This window comes from Ensifer soli (assembly GCF_041928815.1).
Classification (GTDB): Bacteria; Pseudomonadota; Alphaproteobacteria; order Rhizobiales; family Rhizobiaceae; genus JBHFEI01.
In genome coordinates this window covers 81,997-107,030 of sequence record NZ_JBHFEI010000003.1, presented here as the reverse complement: position 1 = coordinate 107,030, position 25,034 = coordinate 81,997, and the positions used below count along the sequence as shown (strand labels likewise).

Genomic DNA, 25,034 nt, shown 5'->3' with positions numbered 1-25,034 from the left:
ACCATGCTGATCCAGATCGTCACCGTCCATGTCCGCGAGGGATGCGCCGAGGAATTCCTTGACGCCTTCCGCCTCAATTACGAGGGGACGCGCAAGGAGCCGGGCAATGTGCGCTTCGACGTGCTGCGCCACGCCGACGCCCCGAACAGCTTTTCCATCTACGAGGTTTTCCGCTCGGCCGAGGCCGTGGAGGCGCATCGCCAGACGGAACACTACAAGGAATGCATCCGCCGGATCGAATCGATCCAGGCCGCGCCGCGCAGCAAGGTCTTCTACGAGGCGGAATTCGCCGATTTCGGCGATTGACCGCGCGGCAGACAGAGGCAAAACGGCCTCAGTCCGCCTGAAGCCGCAGGAGACAGGCGCGCAGCTCGTAGGCGGCGCAGACGATGTGGTAGAGACTGCTCGCCGGCGCCGCCTCCTCGACGAAGCGGCCGTCGGGCAGCATCTTGTCGCGCCAGAGCCCCGGAAGGGGCGTGTCGAGAAAACGTTCGAAGGCGCGGGCGGCGCTGACGGCGGAGGCAAGATAGGGCGCCTGCCCGGCCGACGGCACACGCGCGGCAAGCCGCACCGCCGCCTTCAGCCATTCGGTCTGCGACCAGAGCCGCGCCAGCGGATCGGCGACGCTCAGATCATCGAGCAGGCCCATCATCGCCACGTTCCGCTCCGGGCAGACGCCATGGGCGTCGGCGAGGTCGAACAGCCGTTTCGAGGCGGCAAGCGCCCGCTCGTTGCCGCGACGCTCGCCCCAGTTCGACAAGAGCCAGGACCATTCGAAGAGATGCCCCGGCTCCACCTTCCGCCCCTTCGGACCGGGGAAAGGCGTCCAGTCGACATCGAAGAACTCGCGCAGCACGCCGCTTTCGGCATCGATCAGGCGGGAAAGCGCCAGTTCCGCGATGTCGTCGGCGAGCTTGGACCAGGCCGTCCGGTCGAAGCCCTCGACCGTCTCGCTCGCCATGCAGGCCTCGAAGAGATGCATATGCGGGTTGGCGCGCAGGGGATAGCGCCGCGGATCGTCCTCGTGGAAGCCGCCCTCGGGATGCTTGCAGCGCAGGACGAGCGCCTGCCGCATGGCGTCGCTGCGGGCCGACAGTTCCGCCCGGCGTTCCGGCAGCGCCTCGGCGAGCGTCGCAAGCGCGAGAAAGGCGAAGGCCTGGATGTAGAGATCGAAGGACGGATCCGTGAGGACGCCGTCCGCCGTGGCGACCGCGCCGTAGAAACCGTCGCCGCGCGCGAAGACGCGATCGAAGGACGAGAGCGCGGCTTCGGCCGGCAGGCGCCAGTCGCCGCCCCATCCCTTGAGCCCGGCCTCGGCGAAGGCATAGGCCTGGCGCGGCGGAACGCGGCCGCGCCGGTCGTCCCGCGTCGCGGTTCCGTCCAATGCCACGGTCTCGGCCAGGCCGCCGCCCGGACCGTCGAACCCGACGCGTGCCCAGAGCGGCAGCGCATCGTTTTCCAGCCAGGAGATCAGACGTCCGCTGAAATCGGCCAGGGCCATCAGGCTCGCACGGCGAGGATCATGCGCGCTCAAGGATGGACCGCCACTCTCATTCGGAAACCCACGCTCATGACGTCGCATCAATCGCTCAACCCTGTCCGGCTCCACCGGGAGCCGTCCCTCGCCGCGATGCTGGCGCCGCCTTACCGGAATGCTTGGCATCAACCGGGCTCCCCGCCCCCGCAACCGCGGAAGCCATAGACCAAATCCCCCCGGTGCCGCAACGAAAATGCCGCACCCTGCCGCCGTCCTGCCTGATGACGACACGGACGGCGCAATACAGGAAACCGCGACATCCTGCACCTGTCGGATCATGTTTTCCTTAAGAAGAGGCCGAACTTCTTAACGAACAGACGAAACGCCAGGATATCGCCGATCGCGGTCGGGAGGGATGTGCGGGTCCTAAACGGGTGCGGTTCGGCCCGACCCGGGTCCGCAGGCAGGCGCTCGCAGATCGATGGCGCGACGGACAGGGTCGCCGCGCGGCTTGACCGCACGTCGTCGCGGTCAGCCGGAGCGCGCGAGCTTTCCCTCCTCCGCCTTGTAGAAATACTGGCTCGCGACCAGCCAGCCCTTCAGCGGCCGCAGCGGCGGAATGCAGGTCAAGAGCATGAACGGTCCCGTGACCAGAAGCTGCGTCATAAGCGAGGCCGAGAAGGCGACCTCCAGCCAGACGGCGAGAAGAACGCTCGGCACGCAGGCAAAGCAGATGACGAAGAAGGCCGGGCCATCCGCCGGATCGGCAAAGCCATAATCGAGCCCGCAGGCCTCGCAGCGCGGCGCGAGCGTCAGGAACCCCTTGAAAAGATGGCCCTCTCCGCAGCGCGGGCAGCGGCCGCGGATCCCGGTCTGCATCGGCGGCAGGATCGGATAGGAATCGGACATGGCGGACACCTCAATGAATGCAATCAACATAATTCTTGAATGCATTCATTCAATGCAACAATACGCCGTCTTTGTCCAGTCGACAGAATGACGCAGCGCCCGCCGTCCCGGACGACACGCGCATGTCCAGCTGATACATGATCGCTTCAGCGGCGGAGAAAGCGGCAAAAACAAATGAATAGAGCGCGTCCGGTGAACCGGTGACGGCCGGCAAGGCCCTGAAACGACGGAACGCCGCGCATCCGAGAGGGACACGCGGCGTTCGCCAATCCGGTCTTTTTTTAAGAGGCGCCCAGGCGCACGACGCGGAGGATGTTGCCCTCAGGGCGCCAAAAGTCCCGCAAAGCCGGCATTGATCCGCTCGGCCGCCTTCGGCGGCAGTTTCACGGCCCTGGCGGCCTCGAGATTTGCCGGCGCATCGCCCGCCTGAATGACCGCAACCATGCCCATACTGAAATGCGGCGAGCATTTGACGCCGTAGATGCCTAGCTCCGTCACCGTCAGCACGTATTCCTCGTTCATCTTGCTCTTGAATGGCTTCACACCTTCGGGGAGCATGCCCTTGATGGCCTCGACATTGTGGCTCTTGTCGGTCGGCACGAAACGGATCGTGTCGCCCGGCGCCGCCTTGACGAAGGCGGGCTCGAAGACCATCGCGCCTTCCTTGCCCTTGTTCAGCATCTGCACCTGATGTTCCGCCGCCGCGGCGGCGCCTGCCGCCATCGTCAGCGCCAATGCCATACCGATCACCTTGCGCACCCGCCTGCACCTCCCTGTCGCCAAGATCGTTGCCAGCGATGTCCCATGGCGGGCTAGGCGGCGCAATGCGACCTTGGTGCCGGGCTTTCCTGCCCGGCGGCAGATGCCGGTCCGGCTGCGCGCCTCATCCGCCCTGGAGCACGAAGGCCGCAAGCGCCTCGGGGTCGATCGGCTTGTAGAGGATTTCGAGCCCCGCCGCCCGCGCCGCATCACGGGTTTCCGCCGTGCGGTTGGCGGTGATGATCCGCGTCGGCCGCTCGCCGTGGCGGGCGTGGAGCATCGCGACCGTCTCGACCCCGGTCAGCCCATCGCCGAGCTGCTGGTCGACGAGATAGACGTCCGGTACGATGCCGATTTCCTCCAGCAGGTCGAGCGCCTCCTCGCCGCTCGCCGCCTCCAGCACACCGACCCCGCGCCGCTCGAGCAGCAGCGCGATCGCCCGGCGCAGATCGGCATCGTTCTCGACGAGAAGGACGATGCGGTCGCTGCTGTCACCGGGTTCCTCCGGAATGTCGGGCGGCGCGTCCCGGTGGACCGGCGCATCGGCCGAAAGCGCCAGTTCTACGGAAAAGCAGGTGCCGGTGCCGGGCACGGAGCGCAGCGACAGGCGGTGATCGAGCAGCGCGCAGGCGCGCTCGACGATGGCAAGGCCGAGGCCCATCCCCTCCGAGGCGGAGGCAGACCCCTGGATCCGGTGAAACTCGCGAAAGATCGCCTCCCGCTCCTCAGGCGCGATGCCGGGCCCGGTATCATGCACCTCGATGCGGACGAAACGCCCGGCCCGGCGCGGGCCGACCAGCACCCGGCCCTTCGCCGTGTAGCGGATGGCGTTGCTGATGAGGTTCTGCAGGATGCGGCGCAGATAGGTCGGATCGCTGGAAACCGTCAGCGCCGAGGGCAGGATGTCGAGCCTCAGCCCCTTCGCCGCCGCCATCGGGGCGAATTCGTCGGTGAGCTGGGAGAGCAGCACCGACAGCGGCACCGGCGCGATCTCGACGGCGGCGCCGCGGGCCTCGAGCCGCGAGATGTCGAGCAGCGCGCCGAGAATGCCCTCGACGCTGACCAGCGCGTTGTGCGCCTTTTCCAGCGTGGCGCGCAGGCGCGGCGCCTCCGCGTCGTCGCGCGCCGCCGCCATGAACAGCTTCGCCGCCGAGAGCGGCTGGAGGAGGTCATGGCTCGCCGCCGCGACGAAACGGGCGCGCGCCGCATTGGCGCGCTCGGCCTCGGCGAGCGCCGCCTCGAGATCCTCGGTCCGGGCGGCGACGCGCGCCTCCAGGGAGGCATTGGCACGCAGCATCGCATGGATCGCCAGCCGTTCGCGCGTCACGTCGGTGAAGGACATGACGAAGCCGCGCCCGGGCATTTCCTGGGCGAAGACGTCGAGCACCATGCCGGAGCCATGGCGCAGTTCGAACGACAGCGGCCCGCGCGGCGCGGCCTTGCGGGCCCAGGCCCAGAGCGCATCGGCGGTGAAGCCTTCGCCGAAACCGGCCTGCCGGGTCATCCGCGCCGCCAGCACGTCGAAATGGGTGCCCATCCGCAACAGCGTCACCGGCATGTCGAGAAGCTGGGCGAGGCGGCGGTTCCAGCCGACGAGGCGCCGGTCGGCGTCGAAGATGCCGACGCCCTGGTTGATGTGGTCGAGCGTGGCGCGGATGATGCGCGCCTGGTCGTCGAGCAGCTTGCCGCGCTCCTCGCGCTCCAGGCGGATGATGTCGGTGACGTCGGTCTGCAGGATGACGGTGCCGCCGTCGGCCGTGCGCTGCTCGCTCACCTGCAGCCAGCGGTCGCCGACGAGACCGACATTGAAGACCTGCCGCTGGCGATGGTGTCGGATCCGCTCCGTCGCCCAGCTCTTCGGCGTGACGCCGCCCGGCAGGGCCAGCGCGCTCGAACGGCTGACGAGATCGACATAGTCGCTGAAGCTGATACCCGGGCGGATAAAGGGGAGCGCATCGACGAGGTCGCGGCAGAAGCGGGAATTGCTCAGAACCAGCACCTCGGCCGCGTCGAACAGGGCAAATCCCTCCTCGATCGCCTCGATCGCCTGGGAGAGGTCGCGCCGCGCGCGCTCGGCCGCGCTGTTCGCCTCGTTGAGCAGTTTCAGCGTCACTTCGAGGTCGCGGGTGCGCTGGCGCACGCGGTCCTCGAGTGCGGCGGCGCGGCGGAACTGCTCGAAGGCCGCGCCGCGCTCGCCGGAGCTCTGTTCCGCATGGCGCATCAGCGATTCCGCGATGGTCAGAAGCTTCTCGACATTGCGCTCCGCACCGTCGGCCGGATCGATCAGGCAGTCCGAAATGCGCTCGCTCACGGTTCCCTCTCGGCGACCGGCGACCCGGGCGGATAGAAGGCGAGGCCGGTCATGGTGTGGTTGACATGCATCGGGCCGATCTGCTCGCCATAGGTGGAGAAGCCGACGACGCCGTGGCGGCGCAGGAGGTCGGAGACGCGGCCGGTCATCTGCTTTTCCTGCGCCTCGAGCCGGCGCAGGATGCAGTCGAAGGCGAGGATGGCGGCAGGGGGCACGCGGTCGTAGAGCCGGTCAAGCTCGCGGGCGAGATGGGCGACGAGGTCGCGCGGCTCGGCGAGCGTCAGCACCACGCCCTCGTCGATCGCGGAGAAGAACAGGAGCTCGCCGGACGGCAGGATGCGCTGGATGGCGCGCACGTGATGGCGCTCGCCCATCTGCACGGCGAGCGGATGGGAGGCGAAGGTCCCGGCGTCGAGATCGGCGGGATCCATGCCGAGGACGCGGCCGATCTCGTTCAGGGCCGGCTCGGCATTGATGCGCCGCACGATGCGGGCGGCGGGATCGGCCTCGGTCACCACCAGACGCCGCGCCGTCGGCACTAGGTGATCCATGTTGAAGACGCGCACCGCACAGGCGCTGCGCACCACGGCGACCACCGCGGCATTGCGCAGGATGCGCGTTCCCTCGATGACGAAGGTCTCGCGGAAGCGCACGCCGTCGCCGGCCGAGCCTCCGACGATCGGCATGGCGCCCGTTCCGGCGGCAAGCGCCGAGGTCAGTTCGTCCTCCTTCGCGGAGAGGCCGTCGACGAGCAGCAGCGCGAATTCCTCCGGCAGATGCGCATGGTCGCGGGTCAGCCTCTGGCGCACGTTCAGAAGGTCGTTCGACAGCGCGCGCGGCACAATGTGCGTGAGATCCGGAACGAGCACGGTCTCGGCGGCGAAGTGGCGGTCGGGAAAACCGATCGCGACGATGCAGCCCTCGTCATAGCCCTTGCCGGCGATCTCGCCCGCCGTGGTGCAGCCGACGAGCCGGCTCGCCGGCAATTGGCGCGCCGCCGCCGCGACGATCGCGCCGAGGTCGGCGTCCGGCGACAGGAACAGCACGACCAGCGCGAAGGGACCGGGCCCGAGCCCGGCCGAAAGCCGCGTCACCGCATCGGGCTCGCGGGCTCCGGCGACGGCGCGCGCGACGAATTGATCCTCCACGGGCATTGGCCTCCTCCGCCGAACGGCCCCGTCGACAGGGTATGCCGGAACCGCACCGCACGGAATGCCCTCCGGCCGGAAAATGCGCGCCCCCTGACGAAAGTCGCAGACGCGGCGTCAGGCCTCGGGGGCCATGACGGCGAAGCTCGCCCCTTGCGCGAAGAGCACCGCCTGCATCCGCGTCTGTACGCCGAGCTTGCGCATGATCGCCGTCACATGCGCCTTCACCGTCGTCTCGGCGATCGACAGTTCGTAGGCGATCTGCTTGTTCATCCGCCCGGCGCAGACGAGCTGCAGGATGCGTGCCTGCTGCTTCGTCAGGAGTGCAAGCCGCTTCACCGCCTCGTCCGAGGCGGTCGGCGCGGAGGATTCGAGCACCATGCGGCTCGCATGGATCTCGCCGCGCGAAATGACGGCGAAGGCTTCCCGGAACTCCTCGCGCGGCGCGTGCTTGGGGATGAAGGCGTTGACCCCGGCCTTCAGCGCCGCCCGCACCACCCGGACCTCGTCGAGCGAGGAGACGACGACGATGGGGGTGTCCGGCGCCGCCTGGCGCAGCCGCACCACCCCGTCGAGGCCGTTGACGTCGGGCAGGTTGAGATCGAGCAGGATCACGTCGGGAAGCGGCCCGGTCGACAGGCGCGCGAGCGCGGCCGCAAGCGTGCCGGCCGATTCGACCTCGGCGATGCCGACCGGCCCGGTGAGCGTCATCGCCAGCGCATCGCAGAACAGCGGGTGATCGTCGACGATCAGCGCGGAATGGAGATGCCTCACGGTCCTCTTGGTCTCAAGCCCCTGCGTCATGCGGAATTCCCGGAAAGGCTGGCGATAGGTCAACATCGTGCATGTCCATTCTGAGTGCATCAGGCTCCGCCCGCAGCGGAAATGCAAGGGCCGGGCATGATGCCCGGCCCTGCCCGATCAGTTGGCCGAGGCCAGTTGCTTCGGGAGGCGGAAGGTCCAGACGAGGCCGCCCTGATTGAGGTAGTTGACCTTCTTGGCGACCTCGCCGCCCCAGAGCGGCACCGCGCCGCCCCAGCCGGAGATGACGGAGACATATTGCTCGCCGTTCTGCTCCCAGGTCACCGGCTGGCCGACGATGCCGGAGCCCGTCTGGAACGACCAGAGCTTCTCGCCGGTCTCCGCATCGAGCGCGAGAAACTCGCCCTCGGGATTGCCGAAGAACACGAGCCCGCCCGCCGTCGTCATCGCCCCGCCCCAGAGCGGCGCGCCGTTCTTGTACTCCCACTTGATCTCGCCTGTGTTCGGGTCGATCGCCTTCAGGCTGCCGATGTGGTCGTCGAAGATCGGCTTGATGGTGAAGCCGGCGCCGAGATAGGCGGCCCCCTTCTTGTAGCTGATCGGCTCGTTCCAGATGTCCATGCCCCATTCGTTCGAGGGCACGTAGAACAGGCCGGTCTTCTGGCTGTAGGCCATCGGCATCCAGTTCTTGCCGCCGAGAAAGGAGGGAACGGCGAAGACCTGCGCGCCCTTGTCGCCGTCAGCCGCCGCCGACGGGTCGCCCGGACGGTTGTCCTCGTTGTAGATCGGCCGGCCGGTCTCGTCGATGCCCTTGGCCCAGGAGATGTTCTTGACGAAGGGATGGGCGGAGACGAACTTTCCGTCCTCGCGGTTTAGCACGTAGAAGAAGCCGTTGCGGTCGGCGGTGGCGAAGCGCTTGTTGCCGTCCTTGTCGACGAAGGGCACCACCTCGTTGACGCCGTCGAAATCCCAGCCTTCGCGGGGCGTCGTCTGGTAATGCCACTTGATCTCGCCGTTCTTCGGGTCGATGCCGAGGCGGCTTGCCGCATAGAGGTTGTCGCCCTTGTTGCCCTCGACCGGCTTGCCGGCGCCGCGCAGGTGGCTGTTCCAGGGCGACGGGTTGCCGGCGCCGAAGACCAGCGTCTTCGTATCGGCGTCGTAGGAGCCGCCGAGCCAGGTGGCGCCGCCGCCGGTCTTCCAGAGATCGCCCGGCCAGGTGGCGTTGAGCGTGCCCGTCATGGTGCTGTCCTTGCCCATGTAGGTGCCCATGTGCCCTTCGATCACCGGCCGGGTCCAGACGAGCTCGCCATTCTCGGCATTGCGCGCCTGCACCTCGCCGACTACGCCGAACTCGCCGCCGGAATTGCCGGTGACGACGAGGCCGTCGACGATCAGCGGTGCCGCCGTATAGCTGTAGCCTTCCTTGTAGTCGGCGATCTTCTTGTTCCAGACGACGGCGCCGGTCTTGCGGTTGAGCGCGACGAGACGTGCGTCGAGCGTGCCGAAATAGACGTTGTCGCCGAAGATCGCGGCACCGCGATTGACGACGTCGCAACAGGGCAGGATGCCCTCCGGCAGGCGGGCGTCGAACTGCCAGAGCTCCTTGCCGGTGGCGATGTCGATCGCGTAGAGCCGGCTGTAGGAGCCGGTAATATACATGATGCCGTCATAGATGATCGGCTGGCTCTCCTGCCCGCGCTGCTTCTCGCCGCCGAGGCTGAAGGCCCAGGCCGGCAGGAGGTTCTTGACATTCGTCCTGTTCAGCGTTTCCAGCGGCGAGAAGCGCTGGAGACCGCGGCCCATGCCGTTGGTCAGCACGTTGTCGACGGTCTCGGCATCCTTCGCCAGGTCCTCCTCCGTCACTCCGGCCTGCGCAAACCCTGCGTAAGCCAAGACCGCCACCGCGGCCAGCACGACGCTCTTCATACCATCCTCCCTCTCGGATCAGCCCGCGGCAGCGCACGGACGTTGCGCCATCATCATCCGCCAGCCGCCCCGGGAGATGAATTGGACCTAGGTCGTAGGGGGCCGCCCCCGCCATAGGTCGTATTTCCGCAACGTTGACGGGGAGATAGGCTGGCACGGACGAGGGAGGAGGAACCCGATGGCCGTCATGCGACCCCTGATCGGCGCGATGCTCGCCGCGCTCGTTCTCGTCCTGCCGGCATGGGCCGGCGAGCCGGTGCTGCGCGCCGCGCTGCAGCTTTCCGGCACCGTCAACTGGGAAGCGGACACGATCCGCCACTACAGGCTCGACCGCGACAACGGCTTTTCCCTGGAGGTCACCGACGTCGCCGGAACGCCGGCGGCCCAGATCGCGCTTCTCTCCGGCGCGGTCGACCTGATCGTTTCCGACTGGCTGTGGGTGGCGCGCGAACGCGCCGGCGGGCGCGACCTCGTCTTCATCCCCTATTCGAGAACTGTCGGTGCGCTCATGGTTCCGGCGGACAGCCCCGCCCGGACGCTTTCCGACCTCAAGGGAAAGGCGATCGGCGTCGCCGGCGGGCCGCTCGACAAGAGCTGGCTGATCCTGCGCGCCTACGCGCTGAAGATCGAGAATGTCGACCTCGCCCGCGAGACCGAACAGGTCTTCGGCGCGCCGCCGCTGATCTACAAGGCGGCGCTTGCCGGCGAGGTGGCGGGTGCGGTCAATTTCTGGAATTTCGGCGCGCGGATGCAGGCGGCGGGCATGCGGCAGCTGGTCGGCATCGCGCAGGCGGCCGCCGCGCTCGGCCTCGACCCCGACACGCCGCTGCTCGGCTACGTCGTCAGGGGGGATGTGCTTTCGGCGCATCCCGGCCTCGCCGACCGGCTCGCCGCCGCCTCGCGGCAGGCGCGGGAAAGGCTTTCGGCGGATCCCGGCGCCTGGGAACGGCTGAGGCCGATGATGAAGGCCGCCTCGGAGGCGGAATTCGCGGCGTTGAAAGCGGGCTTCCTCGCCGGCACGCCCAAACCTGGCCCGGTCGACGAGGCCGCCGCCGCCCGCATGCTGGCGCTGATGCGCGAGATCGGCGGCGCGGACCTCGTCGGCGACCTGGAGACCCTGCCCGATGGCGTCTTCCACCAGCCCTGACGCTGAGCCTGCCGCGCGACTGGCGCTTAAGGGCGGCGGCCCGGCGGGGGTGCTCGGCCCGCTGGCGCTCACCCTTCACCGCGGCGAAACCGTGGCGCTCACCGGCCCGTCCGGCGTCGGCAAGACGACGCTCCTGCGCATCCTCGCCGGGCTCGAGCGGCGCTTCAGGGGGGAGAGACAGGTGCCCGGCCGCATCGCCGTGGTCTTCCAGGAGCCGGTGCTCCTGCCCTGGCGCGACGCGCGGCAGAACCTGTCGATCATGACGGGCATCGATCGCGCCGGGGCGGAACGATGGCTCGGCGCGGTCGGGCTGGAGGGCCTCGGCGGGCGCTATCCCGGGCAATTGTCGCTCGGGCAGCAGCGCCGTCTCTCGCTCGCCCGCGCCTTCGCCGCGCGGCCGGACCTGATCCTGATGGACGAACCCTTCGTCAGCCTCGATCCGGGCCTGGCGGGCGAGATGATGGCGCTCCTCGAGCGGCTCCAGTCGGCGCAGCCCTCCGCGACGCTGATCGTCACCCATGTCGAGGCCGAGGCCCGGCGCCTCGCCGGCCGCATCCTGCGCCTCGAAGGGCGCCCGGCACGCCTTGTCGGCGATCAGAACGCGGGCGCGTATTTCCAGTTGTCGGCGTCGGGCGTCACGACGTCGAGATCGTAGCCGGCGTCTTTCAGCCTGCGGGCCGTGCCGAGCCCGCCGCGCGCCGCCTCGTCGACGAGACGCCGGCCGAGAGCCTCGTTGCGCGCGACGCCGCGGCCGCGCATCAGGTCGAGGCCGTAATTGAACATGCCGACCGGATCGCCGGCATCCGCCGCGCGCCGGTCCCAGTCCGCCGCCGCATCCGGGTTCTCCGGACCGCCGAGGCCGTTGTCGTCAAGCTGCGACATCCAGGTCATCGCCCCGGTCCAGCCCTCGGCGGCGCAGCGCTCGAAGAGGGTGCGCGCCATTGCGTGCCGGCCCGACTTGGTGATGTAGTAGCCTGTCGCGCAGATCGTCATGCTGGTGCGCCCCTCGGCGACGTCCTTCATGACGCGGTTCAGCGTCAGTTCCTCCGGGTTGAGCGTCCCGCCTTCCGTCTCGATCGACTCGGGCACGGCGGCGGTGCCGTCGGCAAGGGCGGGCGACCCGGCGAGACAGGCGGCGACGAAAACGGCGGAAACGGCGATGCGCATGGCGGGTCTCCTCAGGCCTTTCGCGCGGTCAGTCCCCGCGCCGGATCATAGCCCCAGAGCGCCGCGAGCGCGAAGACCGCGAAGGCCGCGAGCGTCACGCCGAGGGCGACCGGGTTTCCCTTGGCATAAAGGGCGAAGCGGATCAGTTCCACCGCATGGGTGAAGGGATTGAGCGCGCAGAGGTCGCGCAGGCGCGGCGATGCCTCCGCCATCTTCCACAGCGGATAGAGGGCGGAGGACAGGAAGAACATCGGGAAGATGACGAAGTTCATCACGCCGGCGAAATTTTCAAGCTGGCGGATCAGTGACGAGAGCATCAGCCCGAGCGCGCCGAGCATCATCGCCGCGACCGCGATCGCCGGCAGCGCCGCGACATAGCCGAGGACGGGAAACCTTATACCGTAAAGGCCGGCGATCAGGAGGAAGACATAGGCCTGCTGGACGGAGATGAGGCTGCCGGCGAGCAGCCGGCAGAAGAGCAGCCATCCGCGCGGCAGCGGCGCCGTCAAAAGCAGCCGCATCGATCCCATCTCCCGGTCATAGACGAGGCTTAAGGACGACTGCATGCCGTTGAAGAGCAGGATCATGCCGACGAGGCCGGGGACGATGTAGATCTCGTAGGTGATGTAGGTCTGGTAGGGCGGCGTGATCGAGAGGCCGAGCGCGGCGCGGAAGCCGGCGGCAAAGACGAGCAGCCAGACAAGCGGGCGCACCAGCGCCGCCACCAGCCGGCCGCGCTGGCCGAGGAAGCGCAGCGCCTCGCGCTCAAGGATCGCGACGAGGGCGACGAAGGGTCGGGCCCGCCGCGAAGGCCGCTCCGCATCCTCGGGCAGTCGGTTCGCACCCCTACCGGCTTCGGTCATGGCGCGGCTCCGGTCATGGCGAGAAAGCGCCGCGTCAGGTCCGCGCCGCCGATCGCGCCGGCCTCGCCATCGGCCAGCACCCGGCCGCGATGGAGCACGACCAGCCGGTCGTCCGGCCGGACCTCGTCGACGAGGTGGGTAGCCCAGAGCACCGTCAGCCCGTCCTCGATCGCCAGCCGATGGACATGGGCGGTGATCGCGGCGCGCGAGGCGGCGTCGAGGCCGACCGTCGGCTCGTCGAGCAGCAGCACGTCTGGCCGATGGAGGAGCGCGCGGGCGATCTCCATGCGCCGGCGGTGGCCGCCGTTGAGCGCCGCCGCCCGCTCGCCGGCACGTTCCGCCATGCCGAGCCGGTCGAGCGCCGCAGCGGCGCGCATCTCCGCCTCGCGGCCGGAGAAACCATGCAGCGCGGCGAAATAGAGGAGGTTGCGCCTGACGGTCAGGTCGAGGTCGAGCGTCGAGGCCTGGAACACCACGCCCATGCGGGAAAGCGCGGCCCTCGGCGCTCGGGCAAGATCGAAGCCGGCAACCGTGACGCGGCCGGCGCGCGGCGAGAAGAGCCGGGTCAGGATGCCGAACAGCGTCGATTTGCCGGCGCCGTTCGGCCCGAGCAGGGCGCAGAACCGGCCGGGCTCGACGGTGAAGGAGACCGCGTCCAGGGCGCGCTTCGCGCCCCAGTCATGGGTCACCCCCTCGATCGCCAGTCCGGCCATTTCCGCAAATCCCGTTGCGGAGCATTTGCAGCGAGAACGGGCTCGCCTGCCATGCTCCCTCCTGTTGTCCTCGACGCACTGCCCAACGGCCGGGCAGGACCGCTTCGGCGTCGGGCAATCCCCTATTCGATGGTGATCGACACCTGCTGCGTCTCGCCGGTGCTGCCCGGCACCTTGAGGTGGTATCGTCCGGGTTTGATCGCGATGAAGCTCACCTCCGCTTCCCCCGCCTCGTCGAATTCAAGCGAATCGAGGCCCAGGGGGCGGATCTCGATGCCCTCGATCACCACCTCGTTGACCCAGATCGCCCGGAAGAAGCCGGCGCCTTCGAGCGCCAGTTCCTGGCTGCCGTCCGCCTCGATCGTCAGCGTGTAGTATGTGCCAGACTTCAGCCGGAGCGCCTCCTTCGACACCGGCTCGCCGGCCGAGAGGGTGAGCTTCGGCAGCTTTTCCCGGTTGCCCGCCGAAAGCAGCCCGGCGAGCCCGAGCTCCGCGCCGCCCGCCTTGTCGTCGTCGTCATCGGCGATGGCGCCGGCCGGCAGCATCAGCGCCAGGGCCGCAGCCAGCATCAGGCGTTTCGTCATCTCTCTTCCTCCCTCTCTCTCCGGAAACCTCATGGCCGCGTCGCCGCCCCCCAGGGAAAGCGCCCGACCTTGATCGACTTCACCGGTTCGAGCAAGGCGACGTCGATCACGGTGACGTCGCCGGACACCCCGTTCGTGGTGAAGAGCTGCGTGTGATCCGGCGAGAACGCCATGTGCCACACGCGCCGGCCGACCAGCACGTAGGACGTGACCGCGAAACGCTCCATGTCGATGACCGCGACATGGTTCGCCGGCCCGAGCGCGACGAAGGCGGTCTTCTGGTCCGGCGTGAACTCGAAACCGACCGGCTGGATGCGGTCGGCATTGATGCCGGGGATCTCGAAGCGGATCTTCGCCTTTTCGGCCTGGGTCGCGACGTCGAAGACGGTGATCGTGCCGCCGATTTCCGAGGAGACCCAGAGCTCGGTGCCGCCCTTGGCGAATTCCGCATGCCGGGGCCGGCTGTCGACCAGCGTGTTGGCGAAGATCTTCTTCGTCTGCGTGTCGATCCAGTGCGCCATGTTGGTCGTCTCGGAGGTGGTGATGACGATCCTGCCATCCGGCGAGACCGCCATCCCCTCAGGCTCGATGCCGACATTGATCTGGCCGACAACGGTGCGGCTCTCGACATCGACCACGGTGGTCACCGCGTCGTCCTCGTTGGCGATCCAGAGATGCCGGTTGTCGGGCGCCAGCACGAACTGCTCGGGATCCTCGCCGGAGGGCAGCTCGTGCAGGATCTCGCCGGTCGCGGGATCCATCACCTGCACCGTGTCGCTGTCGGAGGCGCAGATATAGACGCGGCTGTGGTCGGAATTGAAGGTGATGCCGCGCGGCCGCTCGCCGGTCGGGATGGTGCGCGTTACCTCGAGCGTCGCGGTGTCGATGACGGAAATCGTGTCGTCCTTCTCGTTCGTCACCCAGATCTCGCCCGCGCTCGCGGCAAGGGGCGCGGTCGCGGCGGCAAGGGCCGCCAGCATCAGCGTCGCGTGTCTCATCATCCTCCTCCGAAGGCGGTGCAGGCGCTTTCGGGCTGGTCGAGCCCGAGCGTGTCCATGTCGTTCGTCTGGTGCAGGTAGCCCTCGAGCGGCGCGAGCTCGACGAGCGCGCGGTCGTTGACCACCGCCATCGGCTGGCGAAGCTGGCCGTTCCAGCCGCGATAGCTGAGCGAGCGGCCCTTGAAGCCGTCGAGCGCGAAGGCCGGGGACAGGATGAAGGCGCGCAACGCCTTGGGATCGGCCGAACCGGTGCGCGTCACCGCCTCGCCGACGCTGCGCAGCGCCGCCCACGCGGCATAGTCGCGCGGGCCCATGTCACGCTTCGCCGCTTTTTCGAAGCGGTTCTGCAACTGCACCGCGCCCCATTGTTCGAGGACAGGCGCCCAGACCTCGCCATGAAGGCCGGTCGAACCGGCGACCGGGCGCGGCAGCCAGGTGTTGTGCAGCACGTAGCGGGCGAAATCGTCGGCCTCATCGGCGACGAGCAGCATGTCGTGGTCGGGAAAATCCTGGGTGAAAAGCGGGATTTCCTGGCCGGCGGCGCGGCGCAGGTCCGTGTCGAAGCTCCAGTCCTTCTCCGCAAGAATGTCGACGCCGAATTTCTGGGCCGAGGCCTTCAGCGTCGCGGCGAAGGCCTTGTCCTCCGGCTTCGGCCCGGTGACGAGCACCGTCCGGGTCCAGCGCCGCGCCTTCAGCACCTGCATCAGCGCGTCGGCGCGCATGCCGTCCTCGGAGATCGTATGGAGGAGATTGGCCCGGCAGTCGGCGTCGCGCAGGCGCCGCGCGCCGGAGGAAACGTTGAAGAGAAGCGCGCTGCTCGCCTCCGCCAGATCGGCGATCCTCAGCATGTCGGCGGCGGTTGCATCGAGGAAGAGGATGCGGGAGCCGGCGAGCGCCTGCCTCGCCGCCGCCAGAAGGTCGCCCCCCGGCTCGACCGAGACGACCGCGAGGCTGTAGTTGTGGCCCATGAAGCTGCCGGTGGTCTTGGTGTCCGTCAGCGCCAGTTCGGCGCCGGCGATGCCGCGATCCTCCGGGATCGGATCGAGGTTGGAGAGAACCGGCGGCGCCTCCGCCTCCTGCCGGAGATAGGTCATCGGGATGGCGATCTCGGCCAGCGCCGGCCCCGCCAAAAGCGCGGCGATCAGCGCAAGGCACGGCAAGGCGCGCAACGTCGCAGAACCTGTCATCGTCGATCCTCCCGTTCGAAACGGTAGAGGCTGGCCCCGCCCGTGGCCAATACGACCTTGGTCCCATCCGAGGCGGCGAGCAGCACGAGGGTCGCGACCTAGGTCGAATGTTCCGCATCCTCCGCCTCGCCTACACATTCGGCGACAGGCAGGAGAGACGAAGGAGGAGACCATGCCCACGAAACGATCCGCGACGCTTTCGCGCGGCGGCCTTGCGGCATTGACGCTGCTGGCGACGGCCGGCGTGGTGATCGCCCATGGCGACGTCGCACCGCAGCCGGTCAAGACCGACGCGCTGCCGGATGTCGGCGAGGAATGGCTGACGGAGAACCCCTACCGCGAGGCGAAGGCGGGCCGCGAGGTCTGGCAGAAGGCGGTCGAGATCGGCGCGTCCGGTTTCACGCAGAACTGCGCCCGCTGTCACGGGCTCGGCGCGGTCTCGGGCGGGCTGGCGCCGGACCTGCGCTTCCTCGAGGCAGCCGAGTACGGCGACGAATGGTATATCGAGCGCTTCCGCCACGGCTATACCCAGGACGGCACGACGAAGATGCCGGCCTTCGGCGACGTGCTCGGCCAGAAGGCGGCCTGGGCGATCCGAACCTATGTCGAGACGCGGCCGGAGGACGGGGCGCTCGACGCCCATTCGAAGCGCCTGCACGAGATCCGCGACCAGCTCGCGGCCGGCACGGTGAGCGATGTCGCCGGGCTGAAGACGGAGCTGGAGACGATCTCGGCGGAGGTGAAGACCGCCTCCGGCGCACCGATCGCCGACAGCGTCGCCTTCGAGGCCGCGCGCCTGCTGTCCGACAAGGCGGAGAGCTGGAAGAAGGCGAGCGACGTGCTGACCGTCGGCCTCTCGGCGACGAACTGACGCCATGATGCGCCGCCTGCTGCTGGCCGCCCTTGCCGGCGCCGTCCTTCCGGGCGGCGCCTTCGCGCGTTGCGAGGGCTCCGTTCCCCAGCCGAAACCGCAGAACACCTTCTCGCAGGATGTCGGCCGCGACTTCGACCGCATCCTCGACGACGGCTGGATCGAATTCGCGCTTTACGAGGATTTCCGCCCCTGGTCCTACGAGGAGAAGGGCAAGGCGGCAGGGGTCGACGTCGAGATCGGCAGGCTGATCGCCGGAGACCTTGGCGTGACGCCCCGCTTCCGCCTCGTCGCCGCCAGCGAGACGCTGGAGGCCGATCTCCTCAATTACGTCTGGAAGGGTGCCACGGTCGGCGGCCATGTCAGCGACGTCATGCTGCACGTGCCCTATGACAGCGCGCTCGTCTGCCGCATCGAGCAGGTGAGCTTTACCGGGCAATATGCCGTCGAGGCGGTGGCGATCGCCTATCGCAAGGCGGACTATATCGAAAAGCCGCCGACGCCGCCCTTCTTCCGCTTCGACCCGGTCGCCGTTGAAAACGATTCGATCGCGGATTTCTACCTGACCTCGCTGATCGGCTCCGTCGAGACGATCCGCCGCTACCGTTCGGCCGACCTCGCCATGAACGGGCTTGCCGCCGGCGAGACGCGGGCGGCGATGGGGCCGCGCGCCCAGCTCGAGGAGGGTGTCAACCGTCATCCGGGAGCGGGCCTCGGCGTGCACGAGCCGCCGCTCGTCGGTTTCGCGCGCGGGCGCTGGACGCTCGGCGTCGGCGTCAACTTCCAGCACAAGGACCTTGCCTACGCCGTCGACATGGCGATCGAGAAGGGGCTTGCGGACGGACGGATCGCGAAGATCTTCGCGGCGCACGGGCTCACCTATACGCCACCGGAACGTTAGAGCATGTCTCGCAAAAGCGCGCAGCGATTTTGCGAAAAGACATGCGTAAAAACAAAGACCTAAAGCGTACGAGCGAATCTGAAAGATCGCGACACGCTTTAGCCGTCAGAAGGTGGAGAGATCCCCGGCAGGATCGACGGCCGTCACCTGCAACAGTTCCGGCACGCGGCGGAGCGTCGCGCGGATCTCTTCCGCCGGCATCAGGCAGAAGGCGGTGGAGAAGCCGTCGGCCAGCGCGGCACTTCGCGCTTCCACCGAGACGGTCGACCAGAGCGGTGGGCGACCGTCCGGCGCAAGGATGTGGAAGGCCTCGCCGAGACGCATCGCCGCCGGGCTGGAGGTGGCGATCGCCGTGCCGTCGAGCGAGCGCGTCGCGACGAGCCCCTCGGCCGGGTCCTCGACGCCGATCGCGAAGGGACCGCCGATCGCCGCGAATTCGCCCATGTCGATCAGCACCTGGCGATAGCCCGCCGTCTTTAGCAGGTTTCGTACCCGGTCGGCGGCATAGCCTTGGGCGATGCCGTTGAAGGTCAGCGCCTGGCCGGGGCCAAGCATCGGAGACGGCGCGAGAACCACCCGGTGCCAGCCGATCGCAGCCCGCGCTGCCGCCGTGTCCCGCCCCTCGGCGAGCGCGCGCCACAGGGGTTGCACCGTCGGGTCGAACCGGCCGCCCGTGTCGCGATGAACCCGATCGCCGAGGTGAAGGAGATCGACGAGCGCGGTCGGCGGATCGTCGAGACGGCCCGCCGCGTTCAGCCGCGACAGCGCCGAATCGGCGCGGAACAGGCTCGCGGCCGCCTCGATCTCGGCGATCGTCGCGGCGATCGCGGCGCCGACCTCGTCCGCCAGCGGCCGCGGTCCCCGGAGATCGACGCTGACCAGCCCGCCGAGCGCCTCCGCCTGCCAGCGCGTCACCGAGGCACGGGCGGCGCCGGCGATGGGAACCGTCGCGCAGATGGCGAGAAAACGCCTCCGCCTCATGCCGCCACCCCTTTTTTTGCCATACGCGGACCCGGCATCGCCTTTCCGCGCGCCGCGAGGACCAGCGGCACGCATTGCCGGCGGTCGTCATGGATGGTGACGCAGTCGAGGCACTGGAAGCATTCGGAATAGTCGATCCTGCCGGAGGCTTTGATCGCGCCGTAACGGCAGCGCACCCGGCAGAGCTGGCAGGGCGTCCCGCATTCCGTCCGGCGCGGGATCCAGTCGCGCCCGCGCACGAGGCCGCCGATCGCCATCAGCGCCCCAAGCGGGCAGAGATAGCGGCAGAACCCCTTGAAGGTCACCATGGCGAGGACGAGCCAGAAAGCGGCATAGGCGACATAGTACCATTCCCGCCGGAAAAGCGTGGTCACCGCCGTCTTGAACGGCTCGACCTCGGCCGCCGTCTCGGTCGCTTCCGGCAGCAGGAAGGCGACGGCGACGAGGCCTGCGAGGGCGAGATACTTGATCCGCTTCAGCCGCCGGTCCCAGAGCGGCGACGGGTTCCATTCCTTCAGGCGCAGCCACTGGCCGAGATGATGGGCGAACTCCTGCATGGCGCCGAAGGGGCAGAGCCAGCCGCAGAAGAGCCCCCGCCCCCAGAGCACGAAACCGAGGATCGCCGCCGCCCAGACGAGGAGCGAGAACGGATCGTAGAGCAGCACGGCAAGGCTGCCGCCGCCGGTGGCCGCCCGCATCGCCGCGAGCGCGGTGACGATCGAAAGCTGCCCCTGCCCCCACCAGCCGACGAAGACGACGACGACGCCGAGGATCGCAAGCCGCGCGGGCGTGGCGACGCGCGGTGCCGACAGGCGATGCATGCCGGGCCCGAGCGCCAGAAGCAGGCCGGAAAGCCCGATGGCGAGCACGATAAGGTCCCCCTTGCGCGCAAGGATCGCCTCCTGCCAGGCCGGGCGCTGTTTCGTTTCTCCCGCGCGGATGTAGAAGGCGGGATCGGCAGCGAGCGTCAGGGAGAAATGCCGCGATCCCATCTCCGGCTGCAGCATGCCGTGGGCGCGCACCGCCTGCGCCGACAGCACCCAGTCCCGCGTCGGATCGAAGCCGAGGCGGCGATCGATGCGCAGGATCATCGCGGTGCCCTCCGGCACGCCCGGTCGCGTCGCGAAACCGAGGTCCGCGTCGCGAAGCGCGACGGGCAGGCCGTCCTGTTCGGCCGACAGCCGGTCCGGCGCGGTGTTGCGGACGAAATCCGGGGAGACGAGTCTATGCCGGCCGGCGTCGATGACGAGGATCGGTTCGTCGTCCGGCGAGACCGCGAGAAAGCGCGCGAGGTCCTTCAGGCTGTCGTCGGTCAGCACGGCGCGGGCGATGGAGGGCGAGCCGATGTCGATCGCCCAGAGATCGAGGTAGAGACCGTGCGGATCGGCCGCCGCGTCCGGGTCGTCATCGGCCCAGCGCGTGCCGGCGAAGCTCGTGTCGAGCTCTGCATTGGTCACCTTGAGATTACGGGCAAGTCCTCGGGCGACGAGATCATCGAAGGAGAGCACCGTATCCATCGAAGGGTCAGGGCGAACCGGGGGGCCGCTGGCGATGCCCTGCATCTTCTCGCGCGCGACCGCCAGCGTCGCGGCGAGGATCGATTCATGCGCGATGCGCACCGAGGCGGTCGCCTTGGTCACCCCGTCGAGATAGACGAGGTCGCTGCCGCCGCCCGCCGCACCGTAGGGCGTGCCGACCACGAGGGGTTCGCGGATCGAATGGCCGCGATACTGCTCGAGAAAGGCACGCAGCGGCGCCTCGCCGAGGCCGGAGACGAAGATCGGCTCGTTGTGCGACACGAGGCGCACGTCGAGGAAACGGCCGTCGCGGTCGATCGTCACCAGCATGTCGATCGGCGCGCCGGAGAAGCCCGGCAGCGGCGCCAAGGGCCCGGTCTCGAAGACATAGCCGGCCTCCGCGCCTCCCGAATTGAGAAGGCTCCACACGCCCTTGTCGTTGACCGGCTCGCCGAGCGCGTAGGGCGGCACGATCATCGCCTCCAGCGCCTCGCGCGCGAGCGGCGCGGCGGCGGCAGGCAGGGCGACCAGCGCCAGAAGCAGCAAGGCAAGCCGGATCGCCGCTGTCCTCCACATGGCGCGATCCTCCCTGAGCCGAACCTAGAGGCGGTGCGCGCGCGGGAACATACGACCAAGGTCGCGAGGCGCCCCGACCGGGGTCATCGCTATGATCCGGCACCGGGGAGGACGAGATGACCGAGGAACCGATCGCCCACCGCCCGCCGCGCGGCGTCTTCCTGGCGTCGCTGGCGCTCCTCGTCCTCTTTTGGGCCTTGCTCGCCTGGCTGAAGTCCGACGAAAGCGTGCTTCCGGGCCCCTGGCATGTGGCGGACGTATTCTGGACGGAGGCCGCCTCGGGCAGGCTTCCGCGCGACCTGGCGGCGACGCTGGCGCGGGTGGGCCTCGCCTTCACGCTGGCGATGGCGGCAGGGTCGCTGATCGGCATCCTGCTCGGCCGCCATCCCCGGCTCGACCGCTGGGCCGATCCCTGGGTGACCGTCTTCCTCAACCTCCCCGCGCTCGTCCTCATCGTCCTCTGCTATCTCTGGATCGGCCTCAACGAGACGGCGGCGATCACGGCGGTGACGCTGAACAAGACCGCGATGGTGCTCGTCACCCTGCGCCAGGGCATGCGCGCCTGCGATCCCGCGCTCGACGAACTCGCCACCGTCCACCGTCTCGGTTCCCTCGCGCGCCTTCGCCACGTCGTCCTGCCGCAGCTCCAGCCCTGGTTCGCGCTCAGCGCGCGAAACGGCATCGCCGTCATCTGGAAGATCGTGCTCGTCGTCGAATTCCTCGGCCGCTCGAATGGTATCGGCTTCCGCATCCACCTCTATTTCCAGCAGTTCGAGACGGCGCATGTGCTCGCCTATGCGCTTTCCTTCGTCGCGGTGATGCTCGCCGTCGAACGTCTCGTCCTTGCGCCGTGGGAGGCGCGCGCCAACCGCTGGCGCCGCTTCCCGTAAGGCAGGCTGCCACCGCGACCTTGGTCGCATTGTGGAACGGCACCGACGGGTGCAGCCTCCGTGTCGCGGTGACCCCGCCTACTGGAGGAGAGCAAGACATGGCCTGGAAGAAACCCGTCGTCAAAGACATCGCCTGCGGCATGGAAATCAACATGTACGGCCCGGCGGAGGACGATCCGCGTCCCGACTATCCGTTCTGAACAGGACGACGGTGCGTATCGTCGTTCTCGGGGCAGGCGCCGGCGGCGGCCTGCCCCAGTGGAACTGCGGCTGTGCGCAATGCGCGGCCGCGCGCCGGGGCCTGATCGCGCCGATGACGCAGAGCGCGCTCGCCGTCAGCGTCGACGGCGACGAATGGGTGCTGCTCAACGCCTCACCAGACCTGCGCCAGCAACTCGCCGACTGTGCGGCACTCCATCCGCGCAGCCTCAGGGGAAGTCCGGTCCGCGCCGTCGTGCTTACCAACGGCGATGTCGACCACATCGCAGGCCTTCTGACCCTGCGCGAGAAGACCGGTTTCATGCTCTTCGCCACGGAGGCAACGCAGGGCGTGCTCTCGGCCAACAGCGTCTTCAACGTGCTCGACCCGGCGCTGGTGACCCGCAGCGTCATCGCGCTCGACGTTCCGTTCGAGCCCCTGCCCGGCCTGACGGTGACGCCCTATGCCGTGCCCGGCAAGGTGCCGCTCTACCTCGAGGACGAGGGACCGCCGGCGCTTGCGGCGATGGGGGAACAGACGATCGGCCTTGAACTGCGCACCGCGGAGCGCGAGGTGCACTATGTTCCCGGCTGTGCGGCACTGCCCGACTGCCTGGTGAGACGGCTGGAACCCGCCGACGCCGTCTTCTTCGACGGCACGATCTGGACGGACGACGAGATGCCAGCCTCCGGCACCGGCGCCAAGACCGGCGCCCGCATGGGGCATATCGCGATCGGCGGAGCGGAAGGCTCGCTTGCGCGCCTCGCATCGCTTCGCGGCCGTCGCCTCTACACCCACATCAACAACACGAACCCCGCTTTGATGCCCGGAAGTTCCGCCCGCGCTGCGATCGAGGCCGCCGGCTGGGAGATCGCGCGGGACCGGATGGAGATCCTGCCTTGACCATCACGCCGCGCCATGACGACCTGCCGCTCGACCGCGGCACCTTCGAGGCGCGGCTGCGCCGGATCGGCGCGGAGCGCTATCACGACCGCCATCCCTTCCATGCGAGGCTGCATGGCGGCCTCTGCACCATGGACGAGGTGCAGGCCTGGGTGATCAACCGCTGGCACTACCAGTCGTCGATCCCGATGAAGGACGCCGCCTTCCTCTCGCGCTGCCGCGATCCGGACCTGAGGCGCATCTGGCGCTCGCGCATCGAGGACCATGACGGCGGCGTCGAGGCGGGCGGCGGCATCCGTCGCTGGCTGCGGCTTGCCGAAGGCGTCGGCCTCGATCCCGCCTATGTCGCCTCCGGCCGCGGCGTCATGCCCGCCACCCGCTTCGCCGTCGACGCCTATGTCCGCTTCGTCCGCGACGAACCGCTGATCGCCGCCATGGCAAGCTCGCTTACCGAAATGTTCGCCCCGGCGATCCATGCCGAACGCATCGAGGGGCTGCTCTCCCACTATGCCTTCGCCGATCGCGAGACGATCGCCTATTTCAGCCATCGCCTGACCGAGGCGCCCAAGGACGTTCGCTTCACGCTCGACTGGGTGCTGACCCATGCGACGAGCCGGGCCGAGCAGGAGGCGGCAATCGCCGCCCTCTCCTTCAAGACCGACGTGCTCTGGGCCCAGCTCGACGCGCTCTGGAACGGCTATGTCGAGGGCCGGATTCCGCCGGGCGCCTGGCGCCCCGGCGAGGGCCGGCGGGAGATGCACCGATGAAAGGCGACCCCGTTCCCGTGCTGCCGCGCGGCACGCGGCTTCATCACGACCGCGTGCGCGACGCCATGGTGCTGCTCGCGCCGGAGCGCGCGCTGATGCTCGACGAGATCGGCACGGCCATCCTCGCCGAGGTCGACGGCGTCTCGACCCTCTCGGAGATTTCCACGCGGCTGGCGGCGCGCTACGGCGCGCCGGAAGAAGAGGTCGCCGGCGACGTCCGTGCCTTTCTCGACGGTTTCGCCGTCAAGCGCCTGGTGGATTACCGATGACCCTGCCGCCGCCCCCGATCGCGCTGCTCGCGGAACTGACCCATCGCTGTCCGCTCTCCTGCGCCTATTGCTCGAACCCGCTCGAACTGACGGGACGCGCGGCGGAACTCTCGACGGAAACCTGGACGCGGGTGTTTCGCGAGGCGGCTGCGCTCGGCGTGCTGCAACTCCATCTTTCGGGCGGCGAGCCGGCCGCACGGCGCGATCTCGAAGCACTGGTGCGGGCGGCGCGCGAGGCAGCGCTCTACGTCAATCTGATCACCTCGGGCATCGGCCTGACGCCGGCGCGCCTCGACGCGCTGGAGGCGGCCGGCCTCGACCATGTGCAACTGTCGCTGCAGGCGATCACCGCGGAAAAAGCCGACTGGATCGGCGCCTATCGCGGCGGCTTCGCGCGCAAGCGCGCCTTCGCCGCCGAGGTGCAGGCACGCGGACTGCCGCTGACGGTCAATGCCGTCATGCACCGCCACACGCTCGACGATCTCAAGGCGACGATCGCCTTCGCCGCCGATCTCGGCGCGCGCCGCGTCGAGGTCGCCTGCGTCCAGTTCTACGGCTGGGCGCTGCAAAACCGCGCGGCCCTTATGCCGTCGCGCGGGCAGGTGGAGGAGGCCAAGGCGGTGATCGCCGGGGCGCGGGAGGCCTATGCGGGCCAGATGATGATCGACTTCGTGCCGCCCGACTACTACGCCGATTACCCGAAGGCCTGCATGGGCGGCTGGGGTTCGACGGGGCTGAACGTGGCGCCGGACGGAACCGTGCTGCCCTGCCATGCCGCCGCGACCATCCCGGGCCTCGTCTTCGACCGGGTGACGGAACGCGGCCTTTCCGAGATCTGGCGCAACGGTACGGCCTTCAATGCCTTTCGCGGCCATGGCTGGATGCAGGAGCCCTGCCGGAGCTGCGCGCGGCGGGAGCACGACCATGGCGGCTGCCGCTGCCAGGCGATGGCGCTCGCCGCCGATCCGGCCGCGACCGACCCGGTCTGCCGCCATGCGCCGACGCGCGGCCTGGTCGACGCGATCCTTGCGGCGGAGGCCGCAGCCCCCGCGCCGGACTTCGTCCATCGCGGCCAGCCGAGCTGAAGGGGGCGCGATCCAGCCCTCGGCGGAGCTTGCGCAATCGGCGGGTGGAGGGCGCTGTCGCCCCGGAGCGTTGCGCTATCAAAGGGAGCGGGATGGCCCAAGGCGGTGCCGAGCCCGGAAAACC

26 protein-coding genes are annotated in these 25,034 nt (G+C 68.8%); 11 read left to right on the top strand and 15 right to left on the bottom strand.

What is annotated here, in order from left to right; genetic code table 11:
* Window positions 1-3: 3 nt before the first annotated feature.
* Complete coding sequence (locus tag ACEVQ6_RS05450; protein WP_374887910.1) at window positions 4-306, top strand: antibiotic biosynthesis monooxygenase; 303 nt, start codon at window positions 4-6, stop codon at window positions 304-306.
* 28 nt (window positions 307-334) lie between these two features.
* Here the strand turns inward: ACEVQ6_RS05450 and ACEVQ6_RS05445 are convergent, their stop codons facing one another.
* From ACEVQ6_RS05445 to ACEVQ6_RS05415, 7 genes are all read right to left on the bottom strand, one after another.
* Window positions 335-1,501: an AGE family epimerase/isomerase gene (locus tag ACEVQ6_RS05445; protein ID WP_374887909.1), complete on the bottom strand. Its 1,167-nt coding sequence runs from the start codon at window positions 1,499-1,501 to the stop codon at window positions 335-337.
* Between the two features lie 507 nt (window positions 1,502-2,008).
* Complete coding sequence (locus ACEVQ6_RS05440) at window positions 2,009-2,386, bottom strand: DUF983 domain-containing protein (RefSeq protein ID WP_374887908.1); 378 nt, start codon at window positions 2,384-2,386, stop codon at window positions 2,009-2,011.
* 321 nt (window positions 2,387-2,707) lie between these two features.
* A complete protein-coding gene (locus tag ACEVQ6_RS05435; RefSeq protein WP_374888212.1) occupies window positions 2,708-3,127 on the bottom strand; it encodes a pseudoazurin in 420 nt (139 codons plus the stop codon).
* Between the two features lie 142 nt (window positions 3,128-3,269).
* Entirely contained in the window at window positions 3,270-5,456 is a 2,187-nt protein-coding gene (locus tag ACEVQ6_RS05430) for a hybrid sensor histidine kinase/response regulator (RefSeq protein ID WP_374887907.1), read from the bottom strand.
* Window positions 5,453-6,610: an FIST signal transduction protein gene (locus ACEVQ6_RS05425; RefSeq protein WP_374887906.1), complete on the bottom strand. Its 1,158-nt coding sequence runs from the start codon at window positions 6,608-6,610 to the stop codon at window positions 5,453-5,455. Before ACEVQ6_RS05425 ends, ACEVQ6_RS05430 begins: the two co-directional genes overlap by 4 nt.
* Before the next feature lie 111 nt (window positions 6,611-6,721).
* Entirely contained in the window at window positions 6,722-7,408 is a 687-nt protein-coding gene (locus ACEVQ6_RS05420; RefSeq protein WP_374887905.1) for a response regulator, read from the bottom strand.
* Window positions 7,409-7,525: 117 nt separating this feature from the next.
* Window positions 7,526-9,292 (bottom strand): PQQ-dependent methanol/ethanol family dehydrogenase, encoded by a 1,767-nt coding sequence (locus tag ACEVQ6_RS05415; RefSeq protein WP_374887904.1) that lies wholly within the window; start codon window positions 9,290-9,292, stop codon window positions 7,526-7,528.
* Window positions 9,293-9,470: 178 nt separating this feature from the next.
* Between ACEVQ6_RS05415 and ACEVQ6_RS05410 the strand changes: the two genes are divergently transcribed.
* Together ACEVQ6_RS05410 and ACEVQ6_RS05405 are read left to right on the top strand one after the other, a co-directional pair.
* Window positions 9,471-10,439 carry an ABC transporter substrate-binding protein gene (locus tag ACEVQ6_RS05410; protein ID WP_374887903.1) on the top strand — a complete coding sequence of 323 codons (969 nt, stop codon included), beginning with the start codon at window positions 9,471-9,473 and terminating at the stop codon, window positions 10,437-10,439.
* A complete protein-coding gene (locus tag ACEVQ6_RS05405; protein WP_374887902.1) occupies window positions 10,417-11,094 on the top strand; it encodes an ABC transporter ATP-binding protein in 678 nt (225 codons plus the stop codon). Before ACEVQ6_RS05410 ends, ACEVQ6_RS05405 begins: the two co-directional genes overlap by 23 nt.
* Here ACEVQ6_RS05405 and ACEVQ6_RS05400 read toward each other — a convergent pair.
* The 6 genes from ACEVQ6_RS05400 to ACEVQ6_RS05375 form a co-directional block, all read right to left on the bottom strand.
* Window positions 11,034-11,606, bottom strand: a complete 573-nt coding sequence (locus tag ACEVQ6_RS05400) for an SEL1-like repeat protein (protein WP_374887901.1) — start codon at window positions 11,604-11,606, stop codon at window positions 11,034-11,036. The genes ACEVQ6_RS05405 and ACEVQ6_RS05400 overlap by 61 nt on opposite strands.
* 11 nt (window positions 11,607-11,617) lie before the next feature.
* Window positions 11,618-12,469, bottom strand: a complete 852-nt coding sequence (locus ACEVQ6_RS05395; RefSeq protein WP_374887900.1) for an ABC transporter permease — start codon at window positions 12,467-12,469, stop codon at window positions 11,618-11,620.
* Complete coding sequence (locus ACEVQ6_RS05390) at window positions 12,466-13,182, bottom strand: ABC transporter ATP-binding protein (RefSeq protein WP_374887899.1); 717 nt, start codon at window positions 13,180-13,182, stop codon at window positions 12,466-12,468. Before ACEVQ6_RS05390 ends, ACEVQ6_RS05395 begins: the two co-directional genes overlap by 4 nt.
* A gap of 122 nt (window positions 13,183-13,304) precedes the next feature.
* Window positions 13,305-13,766, bottom strand: coding sequence for a cupredoxin domain-containing protein (locus ACEVQ6_RS05385; protein ID WP_374887898.1), 462 nt, complete (start codon window positions 13,764-13,766; stop codon window positions 13,305-13,307).
* Between the two features lie 29 nt (window positions 13,767-13,795).
* Window positions 13,796-14,764 (bottom strand): YVTN family beta-propeller repeat protein, encoded by a 969-nt coding sequence (locus ACEVQ6_RS05380; RefSeq protein WP_374887897.1) that lies wholly within the window; start codon window positions 14,762-14,764, stop codon window positions 13,796-13,798.
* Window positions 14,764-15,951 (bottom strand): ABC transporter substrate-binding protein, encoded by a 1,188-nt coding sequence (locus ACEVQ6_RS05375; protein ID WP_374887896.1) that lies wholly within the window; start codon window positions 15,949-15,951, stop codon window positions 14,764-14,766. The genes ACEVQ6_RS05380 and ACEVQ6_RS05375 overlap by 1 nt, the downstream gene beginning before the upstream one ends.
* Window positions 15,952-16,123: 172 nt before the next feature.
* On the opposite strand from ACEVQ6_RS05375, the gene pedF reads away from it, so the two are divergent.
* Both pedF and ACEVQ6_RS05365 read left to right on the top strand, forming a co-directional pair.
* Window positions 16,124-16,822, top strand: a complete 699-nt coding sequence (gene pedF, locus ACEVQ6_RS05370) for a cytochrome c-550 PedF (RefSeq protein ID WP_374887895.1) — start codon at window positions 16,124-16,126, stop codon at window positions 16,820-16,822.
* Between the two features lie 4 nt (window positions 16,823-16,826).
* The gene (locus ACEVQ6_RS05365; protein ID WP_374887894.1) at window positions 16,827-17,723 is read left to right on the top strand and encodes a substrate-binding periplasmic protein; all 897 of its coding nucleotides are present in this window, start codon (window positions 16,827-16,829) and stop codon (window positions 17,721-17,723) included.
* Window positions 17,724-17,828: 105 nt separating this feature from the next.
* Here the strand turns inward: ACEVQ6_RS05365 and ACEVQ6_RS05360 are convergent, their stop codons facing one another.
* Entirely contained in the window at window positions 17,829-18,704 is an 876-nt protein-coding gene (locus ACEVQ6_RS05360; protein ID WP_374887893.1) for an FAD:protein FMN transferase, read from the bottom strand.
* Window positions 18,701-20,797: a 4Fe-4S binding protein gene (locus tag ACEVQ6_RS05355; RefSeq protein WP_374887892.1), complete on the bottom strand. Its 2,097-nt coding sequence runs from the start codon at window positions 20,795-20,797 to the stop codon at window positions 18,701-18,703. The genes ACEVQ6_RS05360 and ACEVQ6_RS05355 overlap by 4 nt, the downstream gene beginning before the upstream one ends.
* A gap of 116 nt (window positions 20,798-20,913) precedes the next feature.
* Here ACEVQ6_RS05355 and ACEVQ6_RS05350 point away from each other — a divergent pair, with 116 nt between their 5' ends.
* From ACEVQ6_RS05350 to pqqE, 6 genes are all read left to right on the top strand, one after another.
* Window positions 20,914-21,687: an ABC transporter permease gene (locus ACEVQ6_RS05350; RefSeq protein ID WP_374887891.1), complete on the top strand. Its 774-nt coding sequence runs from the start codon at window positions 20,914-20,916 to the stop codon at window positions 21,685-21,687.
* A 98-nt stretch (window positions 21,688-21,785) separates the two neighbouring features.
* The gene (gene pqqA, locus ACEVQ6_RS05345; protein WP_374888211.1) at window positions 21,786-21,887 is read left to right on the top strand and encodes a pyrroloquinoline quinone precursor peptide PqqA; all 102 of its coding nucleotides are present in this window, start codon (window positions 21,786-21,788) and stop codon (window positions 21,885-21,887) included.
* Entirely contained in the window at window positions 21,884-22,789 is a 906-nt protein-coding gene (gene pqqB / locus ACEVQ6_RS05340; RefSeq protein WP_374888210.1) for a pyrroloquinoline quinone biosynthesis protein PqqB, read from the top strand. Before pqqA ends, pqqB begins: the two co-directional genes overlap by 4 nt.
* Window positions 22,786-23,556 (top strand): pyrroloquinoline-quinone synthase PqqC, encoded by a 771-nt coding sequence (pqqC, locus tag ACEVQ6_RS05335; protein WP_374887890.1) that lies wholly within the window; start codon window positions 22,786-22,788, stop codon window positions 23,554-23,556. Before pqqB ends, pqqC begins: the two co-directional genes overlap by 4 nt.
* On the top strand, window positions 23,553-23,825 hold the full coding sequence (gene pqqD / locus ACEVQ6_RS05330; protein WP_374887889.1) for a pyrroloquinoline quinone biosynthesis peptide chaperone PqqD: 273 nt from the start codon (window positions 23,553-23,555) through the stop codon (window positions 23,823-23,825). Before pqqC ends, pqqD begins: the two co-directional genes overlap by 4 nt.
* Window positions 23,822-24,910, top strand: coding sequence for a pyrroloquinoline quinone biosynthesis protein PqqE (pqqE, locus tag ACEVQ6_RS05325; protein ID WP_374887888.1), 1,089 nt, complete (start codon window positions 23,822-23,824; stop codon window positions 24,908-24,910). The genes pqqD and pqqE overlap by 4 nt, the downstream gene beginning before the upstream one ends.
* Window positions 24,911-25,034: the final 124 nt, after the last annotated feature.